The following is a 20,733-nucleotide window of genomic DNA, read 5'->3' as shown; positions in this document are numbered from 1 at the left end:
AGTCGTGTATTTGAAAACGAACTGAACAATTCCCCGAATAACGAAATTATTAACGACAAGCTTTGCCAGAGACTGTTCCACGACGGTTCCTTGCATTTGGGTTTAACGTACAAGCGTGCAGGACCTTTTAGGGATTTCAAGGGTGAGCGTTGTGAGGTTAAAAATGTTCTGACTTAAATGTATACTGTGATTCGCCTTAACATAAGATCAGTACCGATATGCAACTCAGTATCGCTGGCGCGACACGTAGATGCATATCTGATCTTATATAAATACGCACATTAGAAATTGTTTAAAATGGTTATAATCGTCTTATTTAATATAATAGTGCACTGTGATTCGCCTTAACATAAGATCAGTACCGATATGCAACTCAGTATCGCTAGCGCGACACGTAGATGCATATCTGATCTTATATTAAATACGCACATTGAGAATGGTCTTAATAGTTAAAATCACCTAAATGTGCGTATTACGGCGAATCACAATATTAATTATATAACGGCCTGCGTTATGTTAAATCAGCGTTGGTTCGAGGGTGGGATTAATAGTTTAGGGTTTGGCTTAATTCATCAATCAAAAACGATCACTTCATTTCTTGGTAGGAACGAGCACTCTTTCAGCTTTTCTGGGGTTGGAAAAAAGGGCAGGGGAAAGGTGAATGTGTGCGGAATGTTTTAGGATAATCAAAAGGCTACTCAGACAAGTCTTTCAACTTTTGGAAGTAAAAAAATGGTATAATATAACAAATCAGCTGTTTATTAATTTATCAGTAAACAGCTGAGTTTATTAAGAATCTTAACTATTTTTAATCCAAATAATTCATATATGAAAGCTTATATTCTATCAGTACTATTAGGTTTGCAAACGCTAATCTGTTTCTCTCAAGATATTCTTAATACCTCTCTCGGGTTATCAAAATCTGGACAAAATCTAATTTTTTATTACGACTGTAATGTGGATCCAAATGATAAATGGAGATTCGAATATTCAAAGCCATTAATAGATGATTATAATCCAAGTCTCAATGTTTCATATTTTGAGTCTGGTGGAAAAGATTTCCAATTTGTGAATTCAGATGCCACTGATTATACCTTGTCTTATTTCAAAGTAGCCGGACTCACTTATCTTTCAAAGTTTGGACTTGATTTTAGGCATAATGCTTCCTCTATTAAATTTTATGTTAATGATACAGATGATTATTGGTACAATAAGGCTCACAATTCTGAATATAATACATTCGTAATTGGAAAGTCAGGAAGCGGCGGTCATGAGTTTGAATTTATAACCGATGGTACTGATTATACTAGTGCTCAACTCAAGATAGGAGATGGAGTCCTTCTGGATGCCAATGATGTGTCACTTTTTGAAAACGGTATACAAACTGATGAAGTAACTGTCCAGCCAACTACGATACCTGATTATGTATTTGAAGAATCTTATGTATTAAAACCTTTAGATGAAGTTGAAGATTACATCAATAACAATGGTCACTTACCTGAAATTCCATCAGAGGCTGATATTAAAGAAGAGGGGCTTAAACTAGCAGAATTTAACATGAAGTTGCTTCAGAAAATAGAGGAACTGACCCTTTATACGATCCAGTTGAAAAAGGAAATTGAAGAATTAAAGAGCGAAAAGACTTCCAAGTAATGAATATTTGCATGAAGAAATTTTGCTTTGTCTTACTGTTCTTATGGTTAGGCAGTGAGGCAATTATAGCACAAAACTGTCAACCCCTAACGAGTAAGGATGATTTGACCTTTGGTAGCGTACCCACGGAATTTGACCCACTCATCGATTTTTCGACAATCCACAATTATCCCAATATCTCAGGTTTTCTGCATGGATTCGTCGAAGATGATACTGATGACACCAAAATTTATCCGACTGAAGCATTAATTGAACCACTAAACATTCGCTACTTCCGATCCGCGAGACTTTGTGGATATCCAACAGTTAGAGCCGCTGGTGATAATCCTGTTTTTATTCCGATTCTCAGTGGATGGTGGGCTGATTTACAAAAAGTCACAAATAACAAGCAAGATGTGATTGATAAATGTAATGACATCAGCGATTATGGAAGTTTGTATAGTGCGGTTCAAAATTTGACCTGGCCTGAGCACCCCAGTGTTGGAAACAATGACCTTTATTATGAACAACATTTTAAAGATTATATAGATCTAAGACTAGCTGATATTGATGCTATGGGAATAGATGAAAGTGACGTCATCATTGACATCTGGAACGAACCAAATGACGTAGATTCAACAGGAGCATATATATATGGTAATTTTTCTGAAGTGTTTATCGATTTAGCACAGTACGTGAAAGGAATTGATGAAAATTACAGGATTGCCGGACCAAGTACCAAGGCAAGTAAAGAAACCACGGATGAGAATGGAATTAAGACTATAGATATAGATTTTATCGAACAGTTTTTGGATGATTTGGTAGCACATAATGAGACTGCATCTGCCCATGATAAAATCGAATTGGATGTACTTAGTTACCACAATTTTCCTCACCGTGGAGCGGTCGATCAGCACACCAATGATTTAAACGAGGTAAGTGACTTGTTGGCAGACACACAGAAGGATTACATCAATAAACTAGGAATCAAAGCCCTGTATATCGGAGAACATCTAGGCGATCGATTCTATCAGACTGATAATCAAACAGATCCGCAGCTGATGAATAAAAGACAATATGATGACCTCTATATTTTGAGCAGCTATCATTATATAGAGCAAAAACTGAGATCTATGAAGAACGAATTTGGGTTGGACGGAATGGCGGGCAAATCGACCTGGAAAGTTTATGATTCTAATAATCCAGGAAGAAACCCAGCATATGGTGCTATTGGTGCCTTCTTGAATCATGATTTCTCCCAAGATAATCTGGAGGATGGCAAAGGATGGGGTCAGGGAACTAATGGTGATATTAATTCCAACTATATTTCTCATAAGCTGTTTTCTGAGATGACGACAAGGTTCAAGACTAAATACATGGATGAAGATAATGTTTTGATCATGGCGGGTAAAAAGGATAATGACATGGTTCGATTACTTGTTTTCCAAAATTCTAATGGAGTTGTTAAAAAAGAACCTTATGATAACACGGACCAACCGGTTACAATTAAGCTTACAAACTTGGCCAAGGAATTCGGCGCGAGTAACGAACTTCAATTAGTTTCATTCTCGTATAAAACACACAAAACTGCTGTATTGGACAAGGATGATGTTGGTGATCTTGACGATAATCATACATGGCTTAGTTCTGTTAAACAAAGCAGTAATATAGATATTGAGTATTTTATTATTGATACGGGTCTTACTGCCGGAACAGCCCTCTATACGACTAATTTAGATAAAATGGAGTTTACTGTTGAACCCCGAAGAGTCTATTGTATTGAAATTAAGAAAGTTACGAATCCTTAATTAAGGAATCACCCATACATTTTCAAAACTATAATGAGAATCAATGAGTTCAAATAAAATATACAGGTTAATATTTCTTTTGTGCCTTGGTATTTTGGGGTATGAAACCAAATCCCAACAGTCACTGAACCATGATCATTATGATGAGGATGTTGAACTTAACTCCACTTTTCAATTACAGTATAAGAAAATCACCTCATCATCTAAAATAGTTCTGTCAGATGGATTTAATGTGAAATCTCAAGCATCCGGGATTGTGATATTTGGTTATTCAGTATCAGAATCTCAAGCCAGAGAGAATGCAGACATATTAGGAATTGAGGATAATTCGGTAATTATCTATCCCAATCCTTTTACTGATAATATTCTCAACATTAAGGTAAATGGAAATTATTCTAATTCTTCAATTCGGGTAGTAGATTTGAATGGGAAAATCATTTATGCCTCGATTCTCAATATCACAGATAATCATTCAATACAAATAGAATTAGATCATCGTCTGATAGATGGAGTTTTTGTTTTGGAATTATTGCAGGACGGAAAGGTGGTTTCTAGATCTCAAATACTAAAAATGGCAGAGTACTAAGCTAGCACTGAGTGTTGGGTTGTATCGGGGGGGTGATTGTTTTACTCATACGCACAAGGCATGCCCCGCACAAACACCTCGTGAATCACTGGCCGTGTACCTCACTGCGTTCGATTTGTCCTAGATTTTATTTCTGTGCGTTCGTTCGCCAAAATCACGTGTTGGCCTTGAGGGATAGCTGGATTGATTTTGGCTTGATTCTTTGTTTATTTTGGCAAAATCCTAACGCCTGAGAATCGTGTATTTGAAAACGATCCGAACAACTGGCCAGCGCACAGATCAACCCAAATTACATATCTGATTTTATGTTAACCATCCGCTGTGCGTCTGGGCGCAAATCCCTAGTTGTGTTATATAATGGTCTGTGTTATGTTAAATCAGCTTTGGGTTTTGGGATAGGGGATTAATAGTGTGGGTTGGTTTTTCTTCGTTTCTAGTACCGTTATCTTTTATTGGAGCAGTAACTAAGCACTCTTTCAGCTTTTCTTAGGGTTGGAAATGGGCCAGGGGAAAGGTGAATGTGTGCGGAATTTGATGCACATAATTACCAATCATGCTCTTAAAAAAATCTCCAATTTGAAGATACGCTTCAAAACTTGGTTTCTGAACCATCTTGTGCAATTCAAGAGATGATGAATAAAAGGTGGTAAAGGGAATCAAATTGAGGCTTTCAAATTTCTATTGAGACAGACTTTGCTTTTTTCTGAAACTACTTCAACCGAGCCTACGGTCAATTCATGTCCTCATTCGTCAGCTTCCTTTGTTTTTCCAAATCATAGTGTCCTTTCTAGCGCTACTCTTGCAGAATAAAATACTCAAACATAAATATGATAAGGAAAGGATATTATGGGCTTTGGTTGGTGTTTCTAGCCCTAAGCGCGCAAGGTCAAGACAATGGCCTATCAAAAACAGTCAATGAAACATTTATGGGAAAGACACCTCAAATGATCCTCAATGAACTGGTAGCTGATGCAGGGTTGAAATTAAACATGGGAGAACATAAACTGCCAGCCAAAATTAAGTCATACACTTTCAAAGGAGAGACGGTAAAAGAAGCGATAGAGAAAATCTTAAATAATTATGGGCTTCATTATGCCGTTCAATATGGAGTGGTTTTGGTAGACGATCAACCCGTTGACACCAGTCGATACCGAACAGTGGGCAACAGAGATTTCAACCTTAGTGGAAAGGTAGTAGATGAAGCCAATGGTGAGGCGCTGGCCTTTGCTACTGTCGGGATTATTGGTACAAATTATGGGACTACAACAAACGCTGATGGATTCTTCACACTCCTGAATATTCCTACCGATACGATGATGCTGACCATACATTATGTCGGTCATACCACTTCCAAAGTCCCTATTGTAGATATCATAGATAAAAAGTCTTTAATCATAAAGCTAGGTATCTCAGAGCAGCGATTGGAAGAAGTAGTTGTCAGTGCTTCTAACTTAGACAACCAAATGATGAGTGCCACTGATAAAATCAGTCAGATCAGTGTTTCACCAGAGGCTTTGAGTGCATTGCCTAGTATGGGGGAAAAAGACATCTTTCGCAGTATCCAGCTCTTACCAGGTGTTAGTGGTACCAATGAAGCATCCTCAGGTCTTTTTGTTCGAGGTGGTACTCCAGATCAAAACCTGGTCGTATTGGATGGATTTACAGTGTATCATGTAGATCATTTTTATGGTTTCTTCAGTGCCTTCAACCCGAATGCAATCAAGAATGTGCAGTTGCACAAAGGTGGTTTTGAATCTAAATATGGAGGACGCCTTTCCAGTGTCATGGAGCTAACTGGAAAAACCGGAAACCAAAACAAATTTTCGGGAGGAGCAGGGATTGGCGCTATCAGTGCTAATGCGTTTGTAGAAGTTCCAATTGGAGAAAAATTTAACCTATTTCTGGCAGGTAGAAGATCCTATACCGATATTATTACGAGCGGAATCTACGATGATATCTTTGACCTATACAATGACAATGAATCTACCACCACAAATCAAAATTCTAGCTTGCCGTCTAGATCAGGACGAGGTGGAGGAGCTAACCAACAGGAAGAAACCGAACCTTCTTTCTTTTTTTATGATGCCAATGCCAAGTTGAGCTTTCGTCCATCGGCTAAAGATGTTATATCATTATCCTACTACAGCGGGAAGGACGACCTGGACAATTCCAGGGTAACTGCCAATAGTTTTGAAGACGCAAACGGTGATCTAACGTCCATTGATACAGATGTAACAGATTTGCTTCAGTGGGGTAACATTGGGACAAGCTTAAGATGGGCACGTCAATGGAATGATCGCTTTTATTCAAATGCGGTGACAAGTTTCTCAAACTATTTTAGCGATAGAGATCGTATCAACGATGTAACAATAGATCGTGCAGATAGTGTAGTAAATCGTAGAATTGGTACTGAAGAGATCAACGACTTGTTTGACTATTCATTTGCTATCAATAATGAATACCTCCTCAACCAATTCCATACGATTGAATTTGGAGCACAAACCATATTCAATGATATCTCTTACAGTTTCGTTGCAAATGATACTGTTAGTGTGATTGACGAAAAGAATAAGGGTGTTCAGGCTGCTTTTTACCTTCAAGACACATGGGAAGTAAATAACCGACTGACGGTGATCGGAGGTCTGCGCTCCACCTATTTTGACGTGACAGACAAGATGTACTTTGAGCCTAGACTATCCGCATCCTATTCACTAAGTAAGAAATGGAAATTAAAAGCCGCATGGGGTCACTATTACCAGTTTGTTAATCGCATTGTTCGTGAGGATGTATCCCAAGGGAGTCGAGATTTCTGGCTTCTCTCAGATGATCAAAATAGTCCTGTGAGCTTCTCCAGACATCTTATCGGAGGGATAAGCTACGAAACTAATGGATGGCTTTTTGATGTGGAGGTCTATGACAAGTCACTGGATGGTATTGTCGAATACAGCAATCGTCAGTCTGCCACTGCACTGGTGGATTTAGAAGATACAGATTATTTCTTTGAAGGAACAGGAGTGGCTAGAGGTATTGAATGGCTTATCCAAAAAAAGACAGGTAAGTACAAGGGATGGGTTAGCTATACCATCGGAGAGGTGGTACATGATATACCCGGAATAAGTGACAATCCATTCTATGCCCTGCATGATACACGTCATGAAATTAATCTGGTTAATACCTATGAGGTTGGACGGTGGGAATTTGGTGCTACTTGGGTTTATGGTACAGGCAAACCCTACACATCTCCTTACGGTGAATACGAACTTACAACACTAGATGGAGTAACCTATAATTATATCAGCGTAGGAGCTAAAAACTCTTTCAGGTTACCTAATTACCATCGAATGGATCTCTCTGCCAACTACAAATTCAAAATGGGCGAGACAGGAAGTGGACAGATTGGGCTGTCATTATTCAACCTCTACAATCGTGATAACACATGGTATAAGGAGTTTTTGGTGGAGGAAGAGGAAGTCTTAGAGACTGATGTCAATTTAATAGGATTTACTCCTAACCTTAATTTAAGTTTCAAATTTTAATGGATAAACAAATGAAAAGTACATACAATAGTTTTTTTCTATTACTAGTATTCATCGGAATAATCTCATGTGAAGATGTACCAGATTTTGAACCTGATGATACAATCCCGGTTGTAGAAGCTTTCCTCTATGTAGATGATCCCGTTGATGATATTAAAATAACGAAGGTGATTCCATTTGCATCGGGCATATCTGATAGTGAGGTCAATGGACTTGAAATTGAAATCACTTGGAATGGAACTTCCTACGCCTTGGTAAATGCAGAATCCGGAGGTGGTAGATACTCTTATCCAGGGGATGATCTACAAATCACGAGTGGCGAAACTTATGAAATCAACTTTGTGTATGAAGGAGATGTTATTTCCTCATCTACCACTGTACCTGCAGTACCTACTGGATTAGATCTTTCTACCGCCTCAATAACACTGCCTCAACTGATTGATATTTTTGATGTAATAGAACTGGCTAGTGATCAGAACAACAGTGTCAGCGTAGAATGGGATAATCCCAATGGGGATTACTATTTCCTAGTCATTGAAAACATGGAAAGTTCTCCTGAGTCCATTGATCTTAATAACATACTTGATTTCAATTTCGAGTTTGTCTCAACGCCCACTCAGGATAGTTTCTTTACGATGATCCCTTTCATTCATTATAACCAATTTGGAACTCACAGGATCATCTTATATCACGTTAATGAAGAGTATGCCTTGCTTTATGAAACGATCGAGCAGGATTCCAGGGATCTGAATGAACCCTTCACCAACATAACTAACGGAGTGGGTATTTTATCTGGCTTTGCTAGTGATACTGTTTATCTGGAAATCAACAAGCAATGAAACGCAAGTACTTTTCTGGTTTCCTCATCTTTCTTGGGTTGGCCAGTCCAGTTTTTTCTCAAGAGCTGCCAAATCTTGATATAAAGGGGTCTATTTATGGAGAAGTGGTTGATTTAGATAGCAAGCAACCTATGGAATTTGCATCTGTAGCACTCTATCAACTTCGTACAAATGAAGTAGTCAAAGGTGTATTCACAAATGAGAAAGGTCAATTCATCTTTAAAGGATTAGGCTTAGGCGCCTACAGCCTCGAAATCAGTTTTGTTGGGTATAAAAAGACGGTCATCAACCAGGTCATGATCTTACCCAAGCAACCGGAAATTTTCTTTGGTGAGATTACCCTTGAACCTTTTATTGATCAACTTGATGAAGTGGTAGTGACTGGTCAAAAAGAGGAAATTCTATTCAAAGCTGATCGAAAGGTAATAAACATAGCCTCCAACCTTTCTGCACAGGGAGGGACATTGGTAGAAGCACTTGAAAATCAACCATCTGTCAAAACGGACATGGATGGAAATATGACACTGAGAGGAAGTCCTAATTTCACAGTTTTGGTAAACGGAAAACCAACAGCGCTTAAAGGTAGTGACGCGCTCCAACAGATGCCAGCCAATACAATTGAAAGTGTGGAAATCATTACCAATCCTTCCGCCAAATTTGACTCTGAGGGAGAAGTTGGAATTATAAATGTGATCACTAAAAAGGATTTTTCAGAGGGTTTTAATGGAGTGGTCAACGGAGGAGGAGGGTTTACATCTAATTTGCTGGGTAGATATTCTGGAGATGCCAACTTTCAATTGACCCGAGACAAAGTCACTTTCTCTCTCGGAATAAACTCTAGGTATGCTCCGATTGAGGGGGAGGGAAATCGAATCAGAGAAACGATACTTACTGATGGTACTAATGTACGGGACTCGGATATGGATATTGGTGTATACCGTGCTAACCACACCATTAAAAGTGGAATCACTTATAATCCCAATGCTACAAATTCATTCAACTGGGATGTGAGTGTAGGACAACTATCTTTTGAAAGAGAATATAACTCTAGAACAATATCGGTCTCAGACACCACACTGAACATTCTGACGCTCACAACTGCTGACAATGAAAGAAGTTTCATTTCATCATCTATTGGGTTTGAGCATCTGTTTGATCTTTCTAATGGTCATAAGCTGAGTGCTAATCTATTTTATTCCCGAACGGATGGATCAAAAGGGGATGACCTATTTGAGCAAACAGCCACAGAGAGTTGGGTACCTTCAGATCTTCTTGTCGATCAAAGTGCCGATGAAATAAGCCAGGAATCGGAAACCAGACTTAATCTGGATTATTCCAGGCCTGTTGGAAAAAAGAATGATCGATTAGAAGTAGGATACCAATGGAGGTATGAAACAACAGAGCTGGATCAACAAATGGCCGTAAGCACTTATGTGGAATTGACGCTTAGTGAAAATGAGATATTTCTAAACCGTTCTATAAATGCTGGCTATGTTCAAATAGCAGGGGAGAGGAACTCGATCGGTTATCAAATTGGCCTCAGGCCAGAAACGACTTCTCGAACTATTGATCAAACCGAAGTTTCCAATACTATGGAGTATTTCAACCTGTTTCCTTCTACGAATGTGTCTTATCGCTTTTCTCAAGATTCTCAATTAAAGCTCGGATACAGTAAACGCATCAACCGGCCTGATATCAATCAACTCAATCCCTATCCCCAGTTCATAGACGAGAAGAACCAGAGAAGTGGAAATGTAGAATTGCAGCCAGAATATATCCATTCGGTCGAACTGATTCTTTTAAAGCGATTTCTTTTCACGTTTGTGTCGGCTGATATTTTTTATCGACAAACAGAAAATAAAATCAGTCCGGTATGGCTGGTGGGCAGTGATGATCATATGTTGCTTACTTACCAAAATGTTGAACAGGATTATTCTTATGGTACTGAAATTATGGCTGGAGGTCAGCTTACTGATTGGTGGCGTTTCAACCTAAGTTCGAGTATCTACAGATACAATATCAATGGGGATGTATCAGGGGAAGAAATCAACAACTCTTCCAATTCATGGAATGCAAGGCTTGGTTCGACTTTCAAAGTCAGCAAGACCAATACTTCACTCCAGTTCAATGTACTCTACAATAGCGAGGTAGCGAACTCTCAGGGTTCCCGACAGGGCTTTTTTGCTACAATGATTGGCGTGAAGCAGCAACTGTTTGAAAACAAGCTAGACCTGTCACTTCAAGTACGTGATGTGTTTAGTACGATGAAATTTTCAAATGAAAGCGGTAGTGAGTATTTCATATCAAACATGGAATTTTCTCCCTATACACCGATTGTAAACATCAACCTAAGCTTCCGATTCAATAATTATAAAAAGCGGCATTTAATCAACCCTACTGATATCAATGAACTTGATTTTCAACATGATTTCAATTTTTAAAAAATCCAGATACGCTTTGATTGGGGTCTTAATCACAGCTTGTCATCCTCAACTTGCTCCTCTAAATACTTCGGAATCTATTGTGATAGACGGTGAAGATACAGAATGGAACAGGGATCAATACCAAAAGGTAAGTGGACTTGGCCTGGTTTATTCCATTGCCCAAGAAGAGCAATACATAAAAATTCTTGTCAAAGCGATGGATCAACAAACCTTCAAGAAGATTGGACTTCTCGGACTTACAATTTGGCTAGATGGAACAGGAAAGTCTAAAAAGGAAGTTGGGATAAAATATCCACTTGGAGCAATGGAAAGTGGTATGCTGGAAAATATGATGAGTCAGCGTGGAAGCCTTCAGAATTTTGATCGAGAGAAATTAGAAGGTAAAGGACTGGAAATGTTGGAAGAGAAGTCCTCTAATGAGGTAGGATTAATAGGTATTTTGGATGACACTAAAGAATTGTATCATGTCACTTTAGAACAACTTAAAATTCCAATAGAAATCTCTCAAAAGATTGTTTCAAGGCAGGAGTTCATCATTGAATATTCTGTTCCTAATAGCCTACTAAAGAAGGGTAAAAAGGACTTTATCGCGATTGGTTTTGAGATTGAAGGAATCAATGTCCAGGAATTGATCAAAAAACAAATGGCTGGTAGAGGTGGTGGAAGGTTTGCCGGAGTAGCAGGTGGTAGAATGACTGGTAGGAGCATGGGAATGGGAGGAATGAATGATAAGCTAAGAGCATTTCAGGAATTGAATCAACCTGTCATGACTTGGTCCAAGTTCCAATGGAATGAATAGCAATCTGTAACTTTTTAAGCAGACCATATACTTCAATATCCAATTCATCTAGTTCATCAGGTCATTCGTCAGCCTCATGGTTTTCTGGCCAAAGAAAGAGAATAGGGTACGTTAGCTTGTAAAACAAAATACAAAAACAGAATAAAATGGAAACGAATCGAAATCGAATGAATACAAAACTCAAAGGGATCATTTTTATCATAAGCCTTTTGACAATGGTGACATCAGGATTTGCACAGAATGGAAAGATGTCTGATAAAACGTCCGAAGAAAAAGCAAGGCTGATGACTGATAAGCAAAAAGAGAAGATTGATTTCTATGATGACCTGAAACAGCAGATGTATGATATCAATCTTAAATACATCAAAGAAATGGAAGTAATTGTCAAAGGTGGTAGATCAATGGAAACCGTTCGAAAACTTAGAGATATGAGTGATCGAAAAGATAAAGAAGTGAAAACTGTCCTGGATAAGGATCAATACAAAATCTATCTAAAACAGAAAGAAGATATGCGCTCACAAATGAGAGCAAATCGAGGAGGTGGTAGGTAGTAATTTAGATTGGTTTTGAGGGGCTCTCATCTCAGGATGAGGCCCTTCTTCTATTCGTATAACAGAAAATTCAAAGTACAGGAAAATGAAAAGAAAAATTGGAACGCTCTTTCTTCTAATAGTTAGCCTGCAACTAACTGCACAGCGAGGAGAAGTAGCAAAGGTTTTTAGTTATTTCAAAAAGGGTATTGGCATTAGTTATCTATCTCCGTCGGATACAGAAAATGCCAAGGCTAGGGTAGGCTTACATATTGGATTTGCACCTTCGATTCCACTTTCGGACAATACTTATCTCAAACCGGAAATAGCATTTTCTTCCAAAGGAGGAAAAGCTGATTATGATCCTAATAACTTAGGTGTATTTGATGGAACAATCACTTATCGAATAATCTATCTGGAGTTTCCAGTGGTTTATGGATATAAAATTAATGAGTTCTTTAGTGTAGAAATTGGTGGATATGGAGCTATTCCACTCAACGCCAACTTTCAATTTGATGGACAATTTGGATCTGGATATGGAACCTTCGATAAAGATGCCATTCATGATTTCGATTATGGATTGATAGGAGGAGTCAAAGTTGGACCTATTGGAATCCGCTACTATTATGGTCTTTCAGAAGTGTCAAATGATCTACTCTCGGAAGACTTTTTAGGTAATGCCACTCAACACACTATACAAATCTATTTGCAACGCACCCGCTCCAGAAGATTCTGAAAACAAATTTATAGGTATGGGAGAATCAATAAATAAAAGATTTTTGGTTGTAATGATTGCGGTTGTCATAGTTGTGTTTTCAGCTCAAGCTCAAAGGGTGGTTGTTAAAAAGCGTGTGCCACCTAGAGGTAGAACTGTGGTTCGGGTTGATAACGCTGTTAAGGTAGTGTATAGGGGAGCTACACTACATTACTCCAGGGGTGTATTTTATCGTCCCGTGGTAGGTAGGGGGTATCTGTGGTGGCTTCACCCATAGGTGTGCGAGTTGCCACATTACCACCCCGATATATACGTTTGGTGGTAAGAGGAGGAGTATTTTTTACTATAATGGCATATTTATCAACCAGCAGGTAAGGAGTATGTGGTCGTTGTGCACCGATTGGTGCGAGAGTTACCGTTTTTCCTCAAGGCTGTGAATTAAAACTTATTGAAGGGCAGAAATACTATGTGGTTGACAACACCTATTTATAATGAAATAATTGAGAACAACACCATCTCCTATGAAGTTGTAGAAGGCCCTCAAATTAAGGAAAGTACTATGATGGTTGGCACCAGACTTCCAAGACTTTCCGAAACATGTGAAGTTAAAATAATAGATGATCAAAAATTTTATGTATCGGATGGAGTATATTTTAAGGAAGTTATTGAAGACAATACCGTATGGTATGAAGTAGTTGGTGAAAATTGATTTTGATGTTTTATTAATTAATAATATGCGCCTTATCTCTCGAGTTGGTTTATTCATACTTACCTCATTTACTATGACTTTTTTGATGGGTATCTCCAGAGTCAGCTTGATGACCCGTATGGAGGCACTAGGATTGTATGAGTTTGGAAGATGGGATTATTTTATTCGTATAGGAACACTCTTTTTGGTATGTTCTATCTTTTTATCTGCAAACATTTTTTACAATAAAGTCAACTTAGGTCCTATCAAGTTCAATCTCTTGAACATCAAAGGGATCTTACTTTTTAATTTATTGATATTTATTCCTATTCAGCTTGGGTATGTGTTTTTGACTATGCAGCAAGTAGAACTTCCGGTCTCGGATCGTATACCCGTAGAGCGTGGAGGAGTGTTGATTGTATGGGCTATGATGACCAATCTGGCGTTGATGCTGGTATCGGCACTTGTAGGGACAGTTTATCGATTTATGAGAGAGAATTACCAGATCAATTTAAAAAATGAAATGCTGCAAAAAGAATCTGCTGAAGCTCGATTTGCCAATTTGAAAGAGCAGCTCAATCCACATTTCTTATTCAATTCATTTTCTACTCTGAACGGACTAATAGATGAATCCCCATCAAAAGCCAAAAAATTTGTACATGACATGTCTGATGTATATCGCTACGTACTCAAAAATGAGCATGTAGACAAAGTATCACTAAAAGAAGAGATGGAGTTTGCAAAAATTTATCTTTCGATGATTAAAGAACGTTTTGGAGATTCTATTGGAGAGGTGATTGTTATATCAAAAGAAGCCATGGAAATGAAGGTGCCCCCATTAGCCATACAGATGCTTATAGAAAATGCGGTTAAGCATAATAATTTTAATCCAGATCATCCGTTGAATCTAAGTATTCAGTCCGCTGACCAAAACGTTAGGGTAAAAAACTCATTAAAAGAAAGACAAGTTACAGGCAATCATTCTTTAGGATTATACAATTTAAACCAACGGTACAAATACATGTCTAATAGGGAGGTTATCATCAAAAAGACGAATGAAACTTTTGAGGTCAAAATCCCGCTTTTGCAATGAATGTATTAATAATCGAAGATGAAGAGAATCTTGCCAGGCAACTTAAGGACTTACTATCTGAAATTGATCCCAGTATTAACGTAGTATCTGTTTTAGGTTCAATAGAATCAGCTTTATCTTTTATTCCAATGGTTGATAATGTTAACCTAATGCTGGTGGATATTTATCTAAGTGATGGGCTTTCTTTCGAAATTTTTAATAAAATTGATATCAGAGTTCCTGTCATTTTTTGTACAGCATATGATCAATATGCACTGAAAGCATTTGAGCTGGATAGTGTCGATTATCTTCTTAAGCCTATAAAAAAAATAGATTTGGAGCGGGGAATTGATAAGTATAAGCGTCTTTTTTTAAGTAAAGCGGGTAATTCAAATCACTTACCTGAACTATCTGATAAGATTCAAAGGATTTACGAAAAGCTCAATCATGAAAAAACCTATCAAAAGAATTTCTTGCTCCCTTATAAAGACAGGTTGGTTCCGGTAGGGGTTGATGATATAAGCTACTTTCAAGCTGACTATGGAATGGTAAAATGTGTATCAAAGGATGGTCAACTGTTTCCTATCGATCAAAGCCTTGACTCAATTGAGGAGATTATTGATCCTATATTATTTTATCGAGTGAATAGACAATTTGTCATAAAAAGAGAGGCCATCATAGACGTTGAATATTATTTTAATGGGCGGTTGTTTTTGAATATTAACCCAAAACCTAAAGATAATATCATCATCAGTAAGGCTAAGGCAACTGATTTTAAGCAGTGGATGAATAAGGTATGAGCATTAGAAAAGACAGCATGTCTTATCTGCTAAATCAACTATTATTATCTCATATTATGTTAAATAGAATTGATATAGCGTCGGCCAGTCAGAAAAGCGGGGTGTGCGTGGGCCCTGTGGGCAGAAGGATTTTTCTGTCTAGATTTTTTGTTTACTTTTTCATCAATGGAAAAAGTAAAAGCCCAGCGGCTAGAGCGACACAGCAAATACAATTCAATCAACAAATCTGAGAGTCTTATATAGGGCTTATTTGAAACTCATTTAACCGTTGGCTAATTGTAGCTCATCATAACAAAATGCATTAAGATGGATGCTTATAATAAAGCGTTGGGAAGCATGTGTTTTAGAGTCAAAATCTTACGCGTTGAGAATCCCGTACCTGCCTGCCGGCAAGGCAGGTTTGAAAACATTCTGGGTAATTGTTCGAATACTTCAAAATACAAGAAACGTTTTGACTCTAAATCTTATGCTTATGGGCATGGCCAATCCAGATGCAATCTGGAAAGAGCGTTGGGAAAACTATTAATTGGCGCAGGGACAGCGTGAGCCGAGCGTGAGGAATTCGAGCGCTGGCCGTGCGGCTATTTAATATAACATCAAATTATATAACAGCGCAGAATGATTCGGCTACAGCTTTTAAAAACAAACAACAAGAACGTACTCGTCATAGTCCAGCTGTGCTGGTTAACATAATATCATTATATAATCAAGCGGTACGATAATTGTCGAGGTCCATTTAAATGATGCCCAGCAATTAAGATAACAAGTCCTTCAAAAACTATGTATGACGAGAGTAGGTAAGGGTTTATTTCAAATAATGCTAAAAACGAAAAGCTCATTTAAAACATGTAAAACTGCTATGTTTTACTAATTTGATTCATTTAAAATGTGAATTTTAGAACATCAATTCATTTTGTATGAAATCTGAATGTATTTATCGGGCATGCTCGATAAATTGGTGTGATTTTGGAAATCAATTTTTTTATTTTCCAACACTTTGACAAGGTGGCAAATACGAACAGAATAAAACGACCAATTTATGTTCTCCAATGTGCTGGTACCTACGGGCACTTTCTTGGTTGGCTTGGATGCCTTTAATTATGCTATGTCTTATATCTTCAACAGAAACATAAGAGTAGGAAGGAGTTAGAATGTAGCATTTTTGGAAGTTGTGAATTCAGGAAGGTCATCAAGAAAATGAGTAATACTATTTCTAGTTAGCACCTTTGCTCCATATTTAATCATCTCTTTTGGCCAGCTGAGTTTTGGATCGTTTGCTAAACTTTCCAAAAGAAATAACTCTCTTCCTAATCGAAGGGTTTCCCATCCCTGATATCGAGATCCACTTTTTTCGCCGGCTTCAACGATAATAGTTGCGTCGCTAATTAAGGCCATGGTATGATTACGCATAATAAAGTTTTTGGGTTGAACTGGATGATCCTTCGGAAATTGACTAACAGCCAAATGCTCATTTTTGATCTTCTGTAATAAGTGCTCATTTTTCTTCGGGTAGGTCTTATTTAGTGGCGTACCCAGAACTGTGATTGTTTGTCCCCCTTTCTGGATAGTCGTAGTATGTGCTATTGTATCAATTCCCTCTGCTAAACCACTCACAACAATGATGCCTTTTGAAATTAGGAGTTCAGTAATAATGGCAGCTCTTTTGATGCCCTCCTTCGTAGCTTTCCTAGAACCGACAACGGAAACCTTGCGCGCACTTGATAAATAGCTAAGATTTCCTTCGAAAAACAATTTATTTGGAGCGTTCTTAGATTCATAGATATTTAGAATTCCAATTGAATCTTCTAATGATAGTGTCTCCATATTACAAAATAACAAAATTTAGGGGAAGGTGAATATTTCTTCGTATAGTTAAATGGTAAGTTATGCAGACATTTTTTGAGACTTCGATCAGGTTTATTCTTCCTCTTCAAATTTGCTCGGATCCCATAACAGATTCTTTTGAGTCATCCACTGTTGCACTTCTGTGGCGCTTTTTGAGGCCAGTTTACCCTTATTGGCAAAAATATGATTCATAACAAAAGCAATGTCGCTGTTGATATTGTAGTACTCTTTTTTTTCATAGCTTCCAAAATCTGCGAGAATTACATGTAGTTGTTCATCACCTGGATTAGTTATTAGGGTGTTTTCGGCCTTCATGTCTCCAGGGTTATATCCGGCGTCTTTTACTATTTGGAGAGCATTGCTGAGCTGACAGGCATAATTTTTCATCTGAATATCAAATTCCTGCGTATAGTCTCCTAATCGTTCGATTTGCTTACTGGACAATGAGCCTTTTTCCTCGTAATTCATTATAATATAGTAGGCACTGGGAGTCTCTTGATCTTGGGACTGAACTGTAATTACGATGTGTGTATCTGGCGTGATTGCAGGTGGGTTATTTGATAATGCCTTGTTCTTGTTTTCAATTTCGTCACGGACGTGCACTTCCCAAGGCATGCCATCACGAAGGGCCTTAATATTAGCAGTTACTTTTTTGACCGCAATCATTCGTAAATAGTCATCGACATTGTCGTCATCATCTATTTTATGAATTTGACCAAGGCCCTCTGCTGTCAATTTTCCGAGGTATACAATTCCATGTGCACTTGGGTCTCCAATTCGCTTTTCCAGGGTAACAAGTCCTGCGAGTAGCTCATCTGCTTGTGCAACCGATTTTGCTGTGAGTTTTTGAGTTAACTGAACTACCTGATCATACGATGCTTTAGGGTTGGCCAGGAGTTGGAGCTGGGTCAATCGGTTCACCTGTGTGCTGTGGTCTGCTAGGTTCTGATTGGATAATTTATCACCGGATGAAGGATACTCATTGTTATAAGTTTCCTGCTTTCGAGCTAGCTCTATTGTGGCCGGTCGGGTATGGCCCTGTTTCGGCCTATCAACTTGGGCTATTATTGGCATACTTAGCGCTAAAAGAGACACATGTCGTGTAAATATAAACAATTGACCGTTTGATGTTCCCTAAAACGGTGGTTTAACAAAACTTTCGATTTCACACTAATTATTCTTATCTTCTGTCTCATAAACTCATCTCACGAATGAGTTTCATGAATAGACGTTTAATTGAACTCAAATGAAGGTAGGTTATGCCAGGGTATCTACCCAAGATCAAAAATTAGAACTTCAAGTTTCAGAACTTGAAAAGTATGGTTGTGAGAAAATCTTCAAAGAGAAAAGGAGTGCGGTCAAGGAAAGGCCTGAACTGGATAAGTTACTTGCTCATTTGAGATCTGGAGATGTGGTATTCGTTTGGAAACTTGATAGACTGGGAAGATCTCTTCGACATCTCATTAGCTTAGTGGCTGGTTTTAAAGAGGCGGGCGTAGACTTTGTTAGCTTGAATGATAACATTGATACGACAACAGCTCAAGGCAGATTGATCTTCAACATCTTCGCATCTTTTGCTGAGTTTGAGAGGGAGTTGATTAGTGAAAGAACAAAGGCTGGATTGAAAGCTGCTCGCGAAAAGGGTAGAGTCGGAGGTAGAAAACCAGGGCTTTCTGATGATGCTCAGACGAAGGCCTGGGCTGCTCATCAACTATATGAACAAGGTCAAATGCCAGTTGCTGATATTCTTACACAACTGCAAGTGAGTAGAGCTACCTTTTATAGGTATTTGGAATGGGCTAAAGAAAATTTATCGAATAAACCAAAAAGAAGAGTTTCTAATAAGAAGTAATGAGACAATTGATTATTCAGAATTATATATCATCCACTTATCATAATCAAATGTATTTGTCGAATAAATCTAACTGATTCAGTTCAACATCTGGTAGTGCACCAAAATCTCCTCCTAAATAATCTTTCTTAAACGAAGTATCACTTCTTGCACCTTCCTTTTGAATTGAAGAAATTTCTGAACCTGTTTTAGTTTTTGAGACTAATAGAATTTGATCTCTTCTTAATAATTTACGGTCCATCAAATCAAGCATATGATTACTGAAAACTAGTTGACCTCCAAATGGATTGTATTTATTGCTGCAATATAATTTAACTAGGAAATGAACTAATTTAAAATGAAGTCTTGCATCCATTTCGTCTATTACAATTGGATAACCATTTAAAAGACTATTGATAATGGGCCCTGCTATAGCAAAGAATTTTTGAGTTCCAGCTGATTCTTCCTTTAGGTCAAAATCAACGACATCGACTTCTTGACCGCTCAAGTCGTAGACTTTGTGTCTTGTGAATACTTGAAGCTGCTGTGGTAAGTTTCTTTTGACTAAATCTCGTAAGTCGAGACTTAAAAATTGCATAAGATTGTCGTCGATGTTAACGGTTTTTATGTCTACATCTTCAAAATCTAATCCAGCAGCATTGAAAACCTTGAGTATAAAATCTCTATGTTTTTGTTCTTGAATCAATTTTGCAGTATACCCAGTAAAAGATGGATAGTTATAATCAGTTATTATTGTAAGGTTGGTGAACCATTCAATAATATTAGATGATAAAGTAGCGTTCAGTTGTGCTAATGTCGAAAGAAAAAGAGTTGTTGGTTTTATGAATGATTCCTTGCCATGCCCTTCGGAAAAGGATATGCCACACTCGATCTCTGATTCCATTCTCTGAAATAATAATTTTTCTGTAGTCTTTAATACAGAAAATAAATACTCCTTGTGTACTTTATACTTATCAATAACAAAACCATATCGGTAACGGTTTTCAAAAACAACAAAATCTATCTCAAATAAGGTAGGCTCTTTTTGCGACTTCAACAGTAGTTTATAGGGTTCTAAGTTGATCACACGTTTAGAATGGGATTGAACTGCAGAAGTTAGTACAAAGTCCCTCATAAAATCCAACGCCTTAATTAAGTTGGTTTTGCCACTTGCATTTGCACCATAAAGGGCTAAGGCTTTTAGTAGTTTAATCTTTGAATACTGTGTCTGTATGAGATTTGAATCTTCAAGCTGTTTTAAGGACTCTGCTACGAACGACAAATCGAGGCGCTTGTAGATGGACTTGTAATTTTCAACCGAAAATCGAATGATCATAATATTACAGGAATTCGATAAAATGAAATGTTTATTTCTGAATTTAAGCAAATAATTTTATTAAATTTACATAAAATCCATAATTTACCCAAGTCATTATGTCATATTTCACGTGATTGGCATAAATATTGAGGCAAAAAAATGCCGAGTTCCAGCCCGGCATTTTGTAAATTTTGTCAGCTCTTAGGAGCTTTAGTTGTAGTTTATAACGAATTGCAAATGTAAGAAGTTTTCTCTTTTTACCAAATCTCCTAAGGCTGATATAGTGTAAA

The 20,733-nt window shown here is 37.7% G+C and carries 17 protein-coding genes; 14 read left to right on the top strand and 3 right to left on the bottom strand.

Going from position 1 to position 20,733, the window contains the following annotated elements:
• Positions 1–828 precede the first annotated feature (828 nt).
• From ABJH98_RS07920 to ABJH98_RS07860, 13 genes are all read left to right on the top strand, one after another.
• On the top strand, positions 829–1,653 hold the full coding sequence (locus tag ABJH98_RS07920; protein ID WP_348307113.1) for a hypothetical protein: 825 nt from the start codon (positions 829–831) through the stop codon (positions 1,651–1,653).
• Positions 1,654–1,664: 11 nt separating this feature from the next.
• Positions 1,665–3,440, top strand: coding sequence for a hypothetical protein (locus tag ABJH98_RS07915; protein ID WP_348307112.1), 1,776 nt, complete (start codon positions 1,665–1,667; stop codon positions 3,438–3,440).
• Positions 3,441–3,483: 43 nt separating this feature from the next.
• Positions 3,484–4,026, top strand: coding sequence for a T9SS type A sorting domain-containing protein (locus ABJH98_RS07910; protein WP_348307111.1), 543 nt, complete (start codon positions 3,484–3,486; stop codon positions 4,024–4,026).
• Positions 4,027–4,853: 827 nt separating this feature from the next.
• On the top strand, positions 4,854–7,562 hold the full coding sequence (locus ABJH98_RS07905; RefSeq protein ID WP_348307110.1) for a TonB-dependent receptor: 2,709 nt from the start codon (positions 4,854–4,856) through the stop codon (positions 7,560–7,562).
• Positions 7,563–7,573: 11 nt separating this feature from the next.
• Positions 7,574–8,401, top strand: coding sequence for a DUF4249 family protein (locus ABJH98_RS07900; RefSeq protein WP_348307109.1), 828 nt, complete (start codon positions 7,574–7,576; stop codon positions 8,399–8,401).
• The gene (locus tag ABJH98_RS07895) at positions 8,398–10,842 is read left to right on the top strand and encodes a TonB-dependent receptor (RefSeq protein WP_348307108.1); all 2,445 of its coding nucleotides are present in this window, start codon (positions 8,398–8,400) and stop codon (positions 10,840–10,842) included. The genes ABJH98_RS07900 and ABJH98_RS07895 overlap by 4 nt, the downstream gene beginning before the upstream one ends.
• Positions 10,826–11,644, top strand: coding sequence for a hypothetical protein (locus tag ABJH98_RS07890; RefSeq protein ID WP_348307107.1), 819 nt, complete (start codon positions 10,826–10,828; stop codon positions 11,642–11,644). The genes ABJH98_RS07895 and ABJH98_RS07890 overlap by 17 nt, the downstream gene beginning before the upstream one ends.
• Before the next feature lie 146 nt (positions 11,645–11,790).
• On the top strand, positions 11,791–12,195 hold the full coding sequence (locus ABJH98_RS07885) for a hypothetical protein (protein ID WP_348307106.1): 405 nt from the start codon (positions 11,791–11,793) through the stop codon (positions 12,193–12,195).
• 85 nt (positions 12,196–12,280) lie between these two features.
• Positions 12,281–12,910, top strand: a complete 630-nt coding sequence (locus ABJH98_RS07880; RefSeq protein WP_348307105.1) for a porin family protein — start codon at positions 12,281–12,283, stop codon at positions 12,908–12,910.
• A gap of 451 nt (positions 12,911–13,361) precedes the next feature.
• Positions 13,362–13,598 carry a DUF6515 family protein gene (locus ABJH98_RS07875; RefSeq protein ID WP_348307104.1) on the top strand — a complete coding sequence of 79 codons (237 nt, stop codon included), beginning with the start codon at positions 13,362–13,364 and terminating at the stop codon, positions 13,596–13,598.
• Positions 13,599–13,671: 73 nt separating this feature from the next.
• The gene (locus tag ABJH98_RS07870; protein WP_348307103.1) at positions 13,672–14,670 is read left to right on the top strand and encodes a histidine kinase; all 999 of its coding nucleotides are present in this window, start codon (positions 13,672–13,674) and stop codon (positions 14,668–14,670) included.
• Positions 14,667–15,449, top strand: coding sequence for a LytTR family DNA-binding domain-containing protein (locus tag ABJH98_RS07865; RefSeq protein WP_348307102.1), 783 nt, complete (start codon positions 14,667–14,669; stop codon positions 15,447–15,449). The genes ABJH98_RS07870 and ABJH98_RS07865 overlap by 4 nt, the downstream gene beginning before the upstream one ends.
• A 306-nt stretch (positions 15,450–15,755) precedes the next feature.
• Complete coding sequence (locus ABJH98_RS07860; protein ID WP_348307101.1) at positions 15,756–15,995, top strand: hypothetical protein; 240 nt, start codon at positions 15,756–15,758, stop codon at positions 15,993–15,995.
• A gap of 600 nt (positions 15,996–16,595) precedes the next feature.
• Here ABJH98_RS07860 and ABJH98_RS07855 read toward each other — a convergent pair.
• Complete coding sequence (locus ABJH98_RS07855; RefSeq protein WP_348307100.1) at positions 16,596–17,273, bottom strand: DNA-processing protein DprA; 678 nt, start codon at positions 17,271–17,273, stop codon at positions 16,596–16,598.
• 93 nt (positions 17,274–17,366) lie between these two features.
• Positions 17,367–18,368, bottom strand: a complete 1,002-nt coding sequence (locus tag ABJH98_RS07850) for a hypothetical protein (RefSeq protein WP_348307099.1) — start codon at positions 18,366–18,368, stop codon at positions 17,367–17,369.
• 172 nt (positions 18,369–18,540) lie between these two features.
• Here ABJH98_RS07850 and ABJH98_RS07845 point away from each other — a divergent pair, with 172 nt between their 5' ends.
• A complete protein-coding gene (locus tag ABJH98_RS07845; RefSeq protein ID WP_348307098.1) occupies positions 18,541–19,146 on the top strand; it encodes a recombinase family protein in 606 nt (201 codons plus the stop codon).
• A gap of 46 nt (positions 19,147–19,192) precedes the next feature.
• Here ABJH98_RS07845 and ABJH98_RS07840 read toward each other — a convergent pair whose 3' ends face one another.
• Positions 19,193–20,461, bottom strand: a complete 1,269-nt coding sequence (locus ABJH98_RS07840; RefSeq protein ID WP_348307097.1) for an ATP-binding protein — start codon at positions 20,459–20,461, stop codon at positions 19,193–19,195.
• Between the last annotated feature and the right edge of the window lie 272 nt (positions 20,462–20,733).

It is taken from the genome of Reichenbachiella sp. (genome assembly GCF_039969095.1).
In the GTDB taxonomy this organism is placed as follows: Bacteria; Bacteroidota; Bacteroidia; order Cytophagales; family Cyclobacteriaceae; genus Reichenbachiella.
Note: the sequence above shows the minus strand (reverse complement) of the source record. Positions and strands in the feature narration are given on the sequence as shown.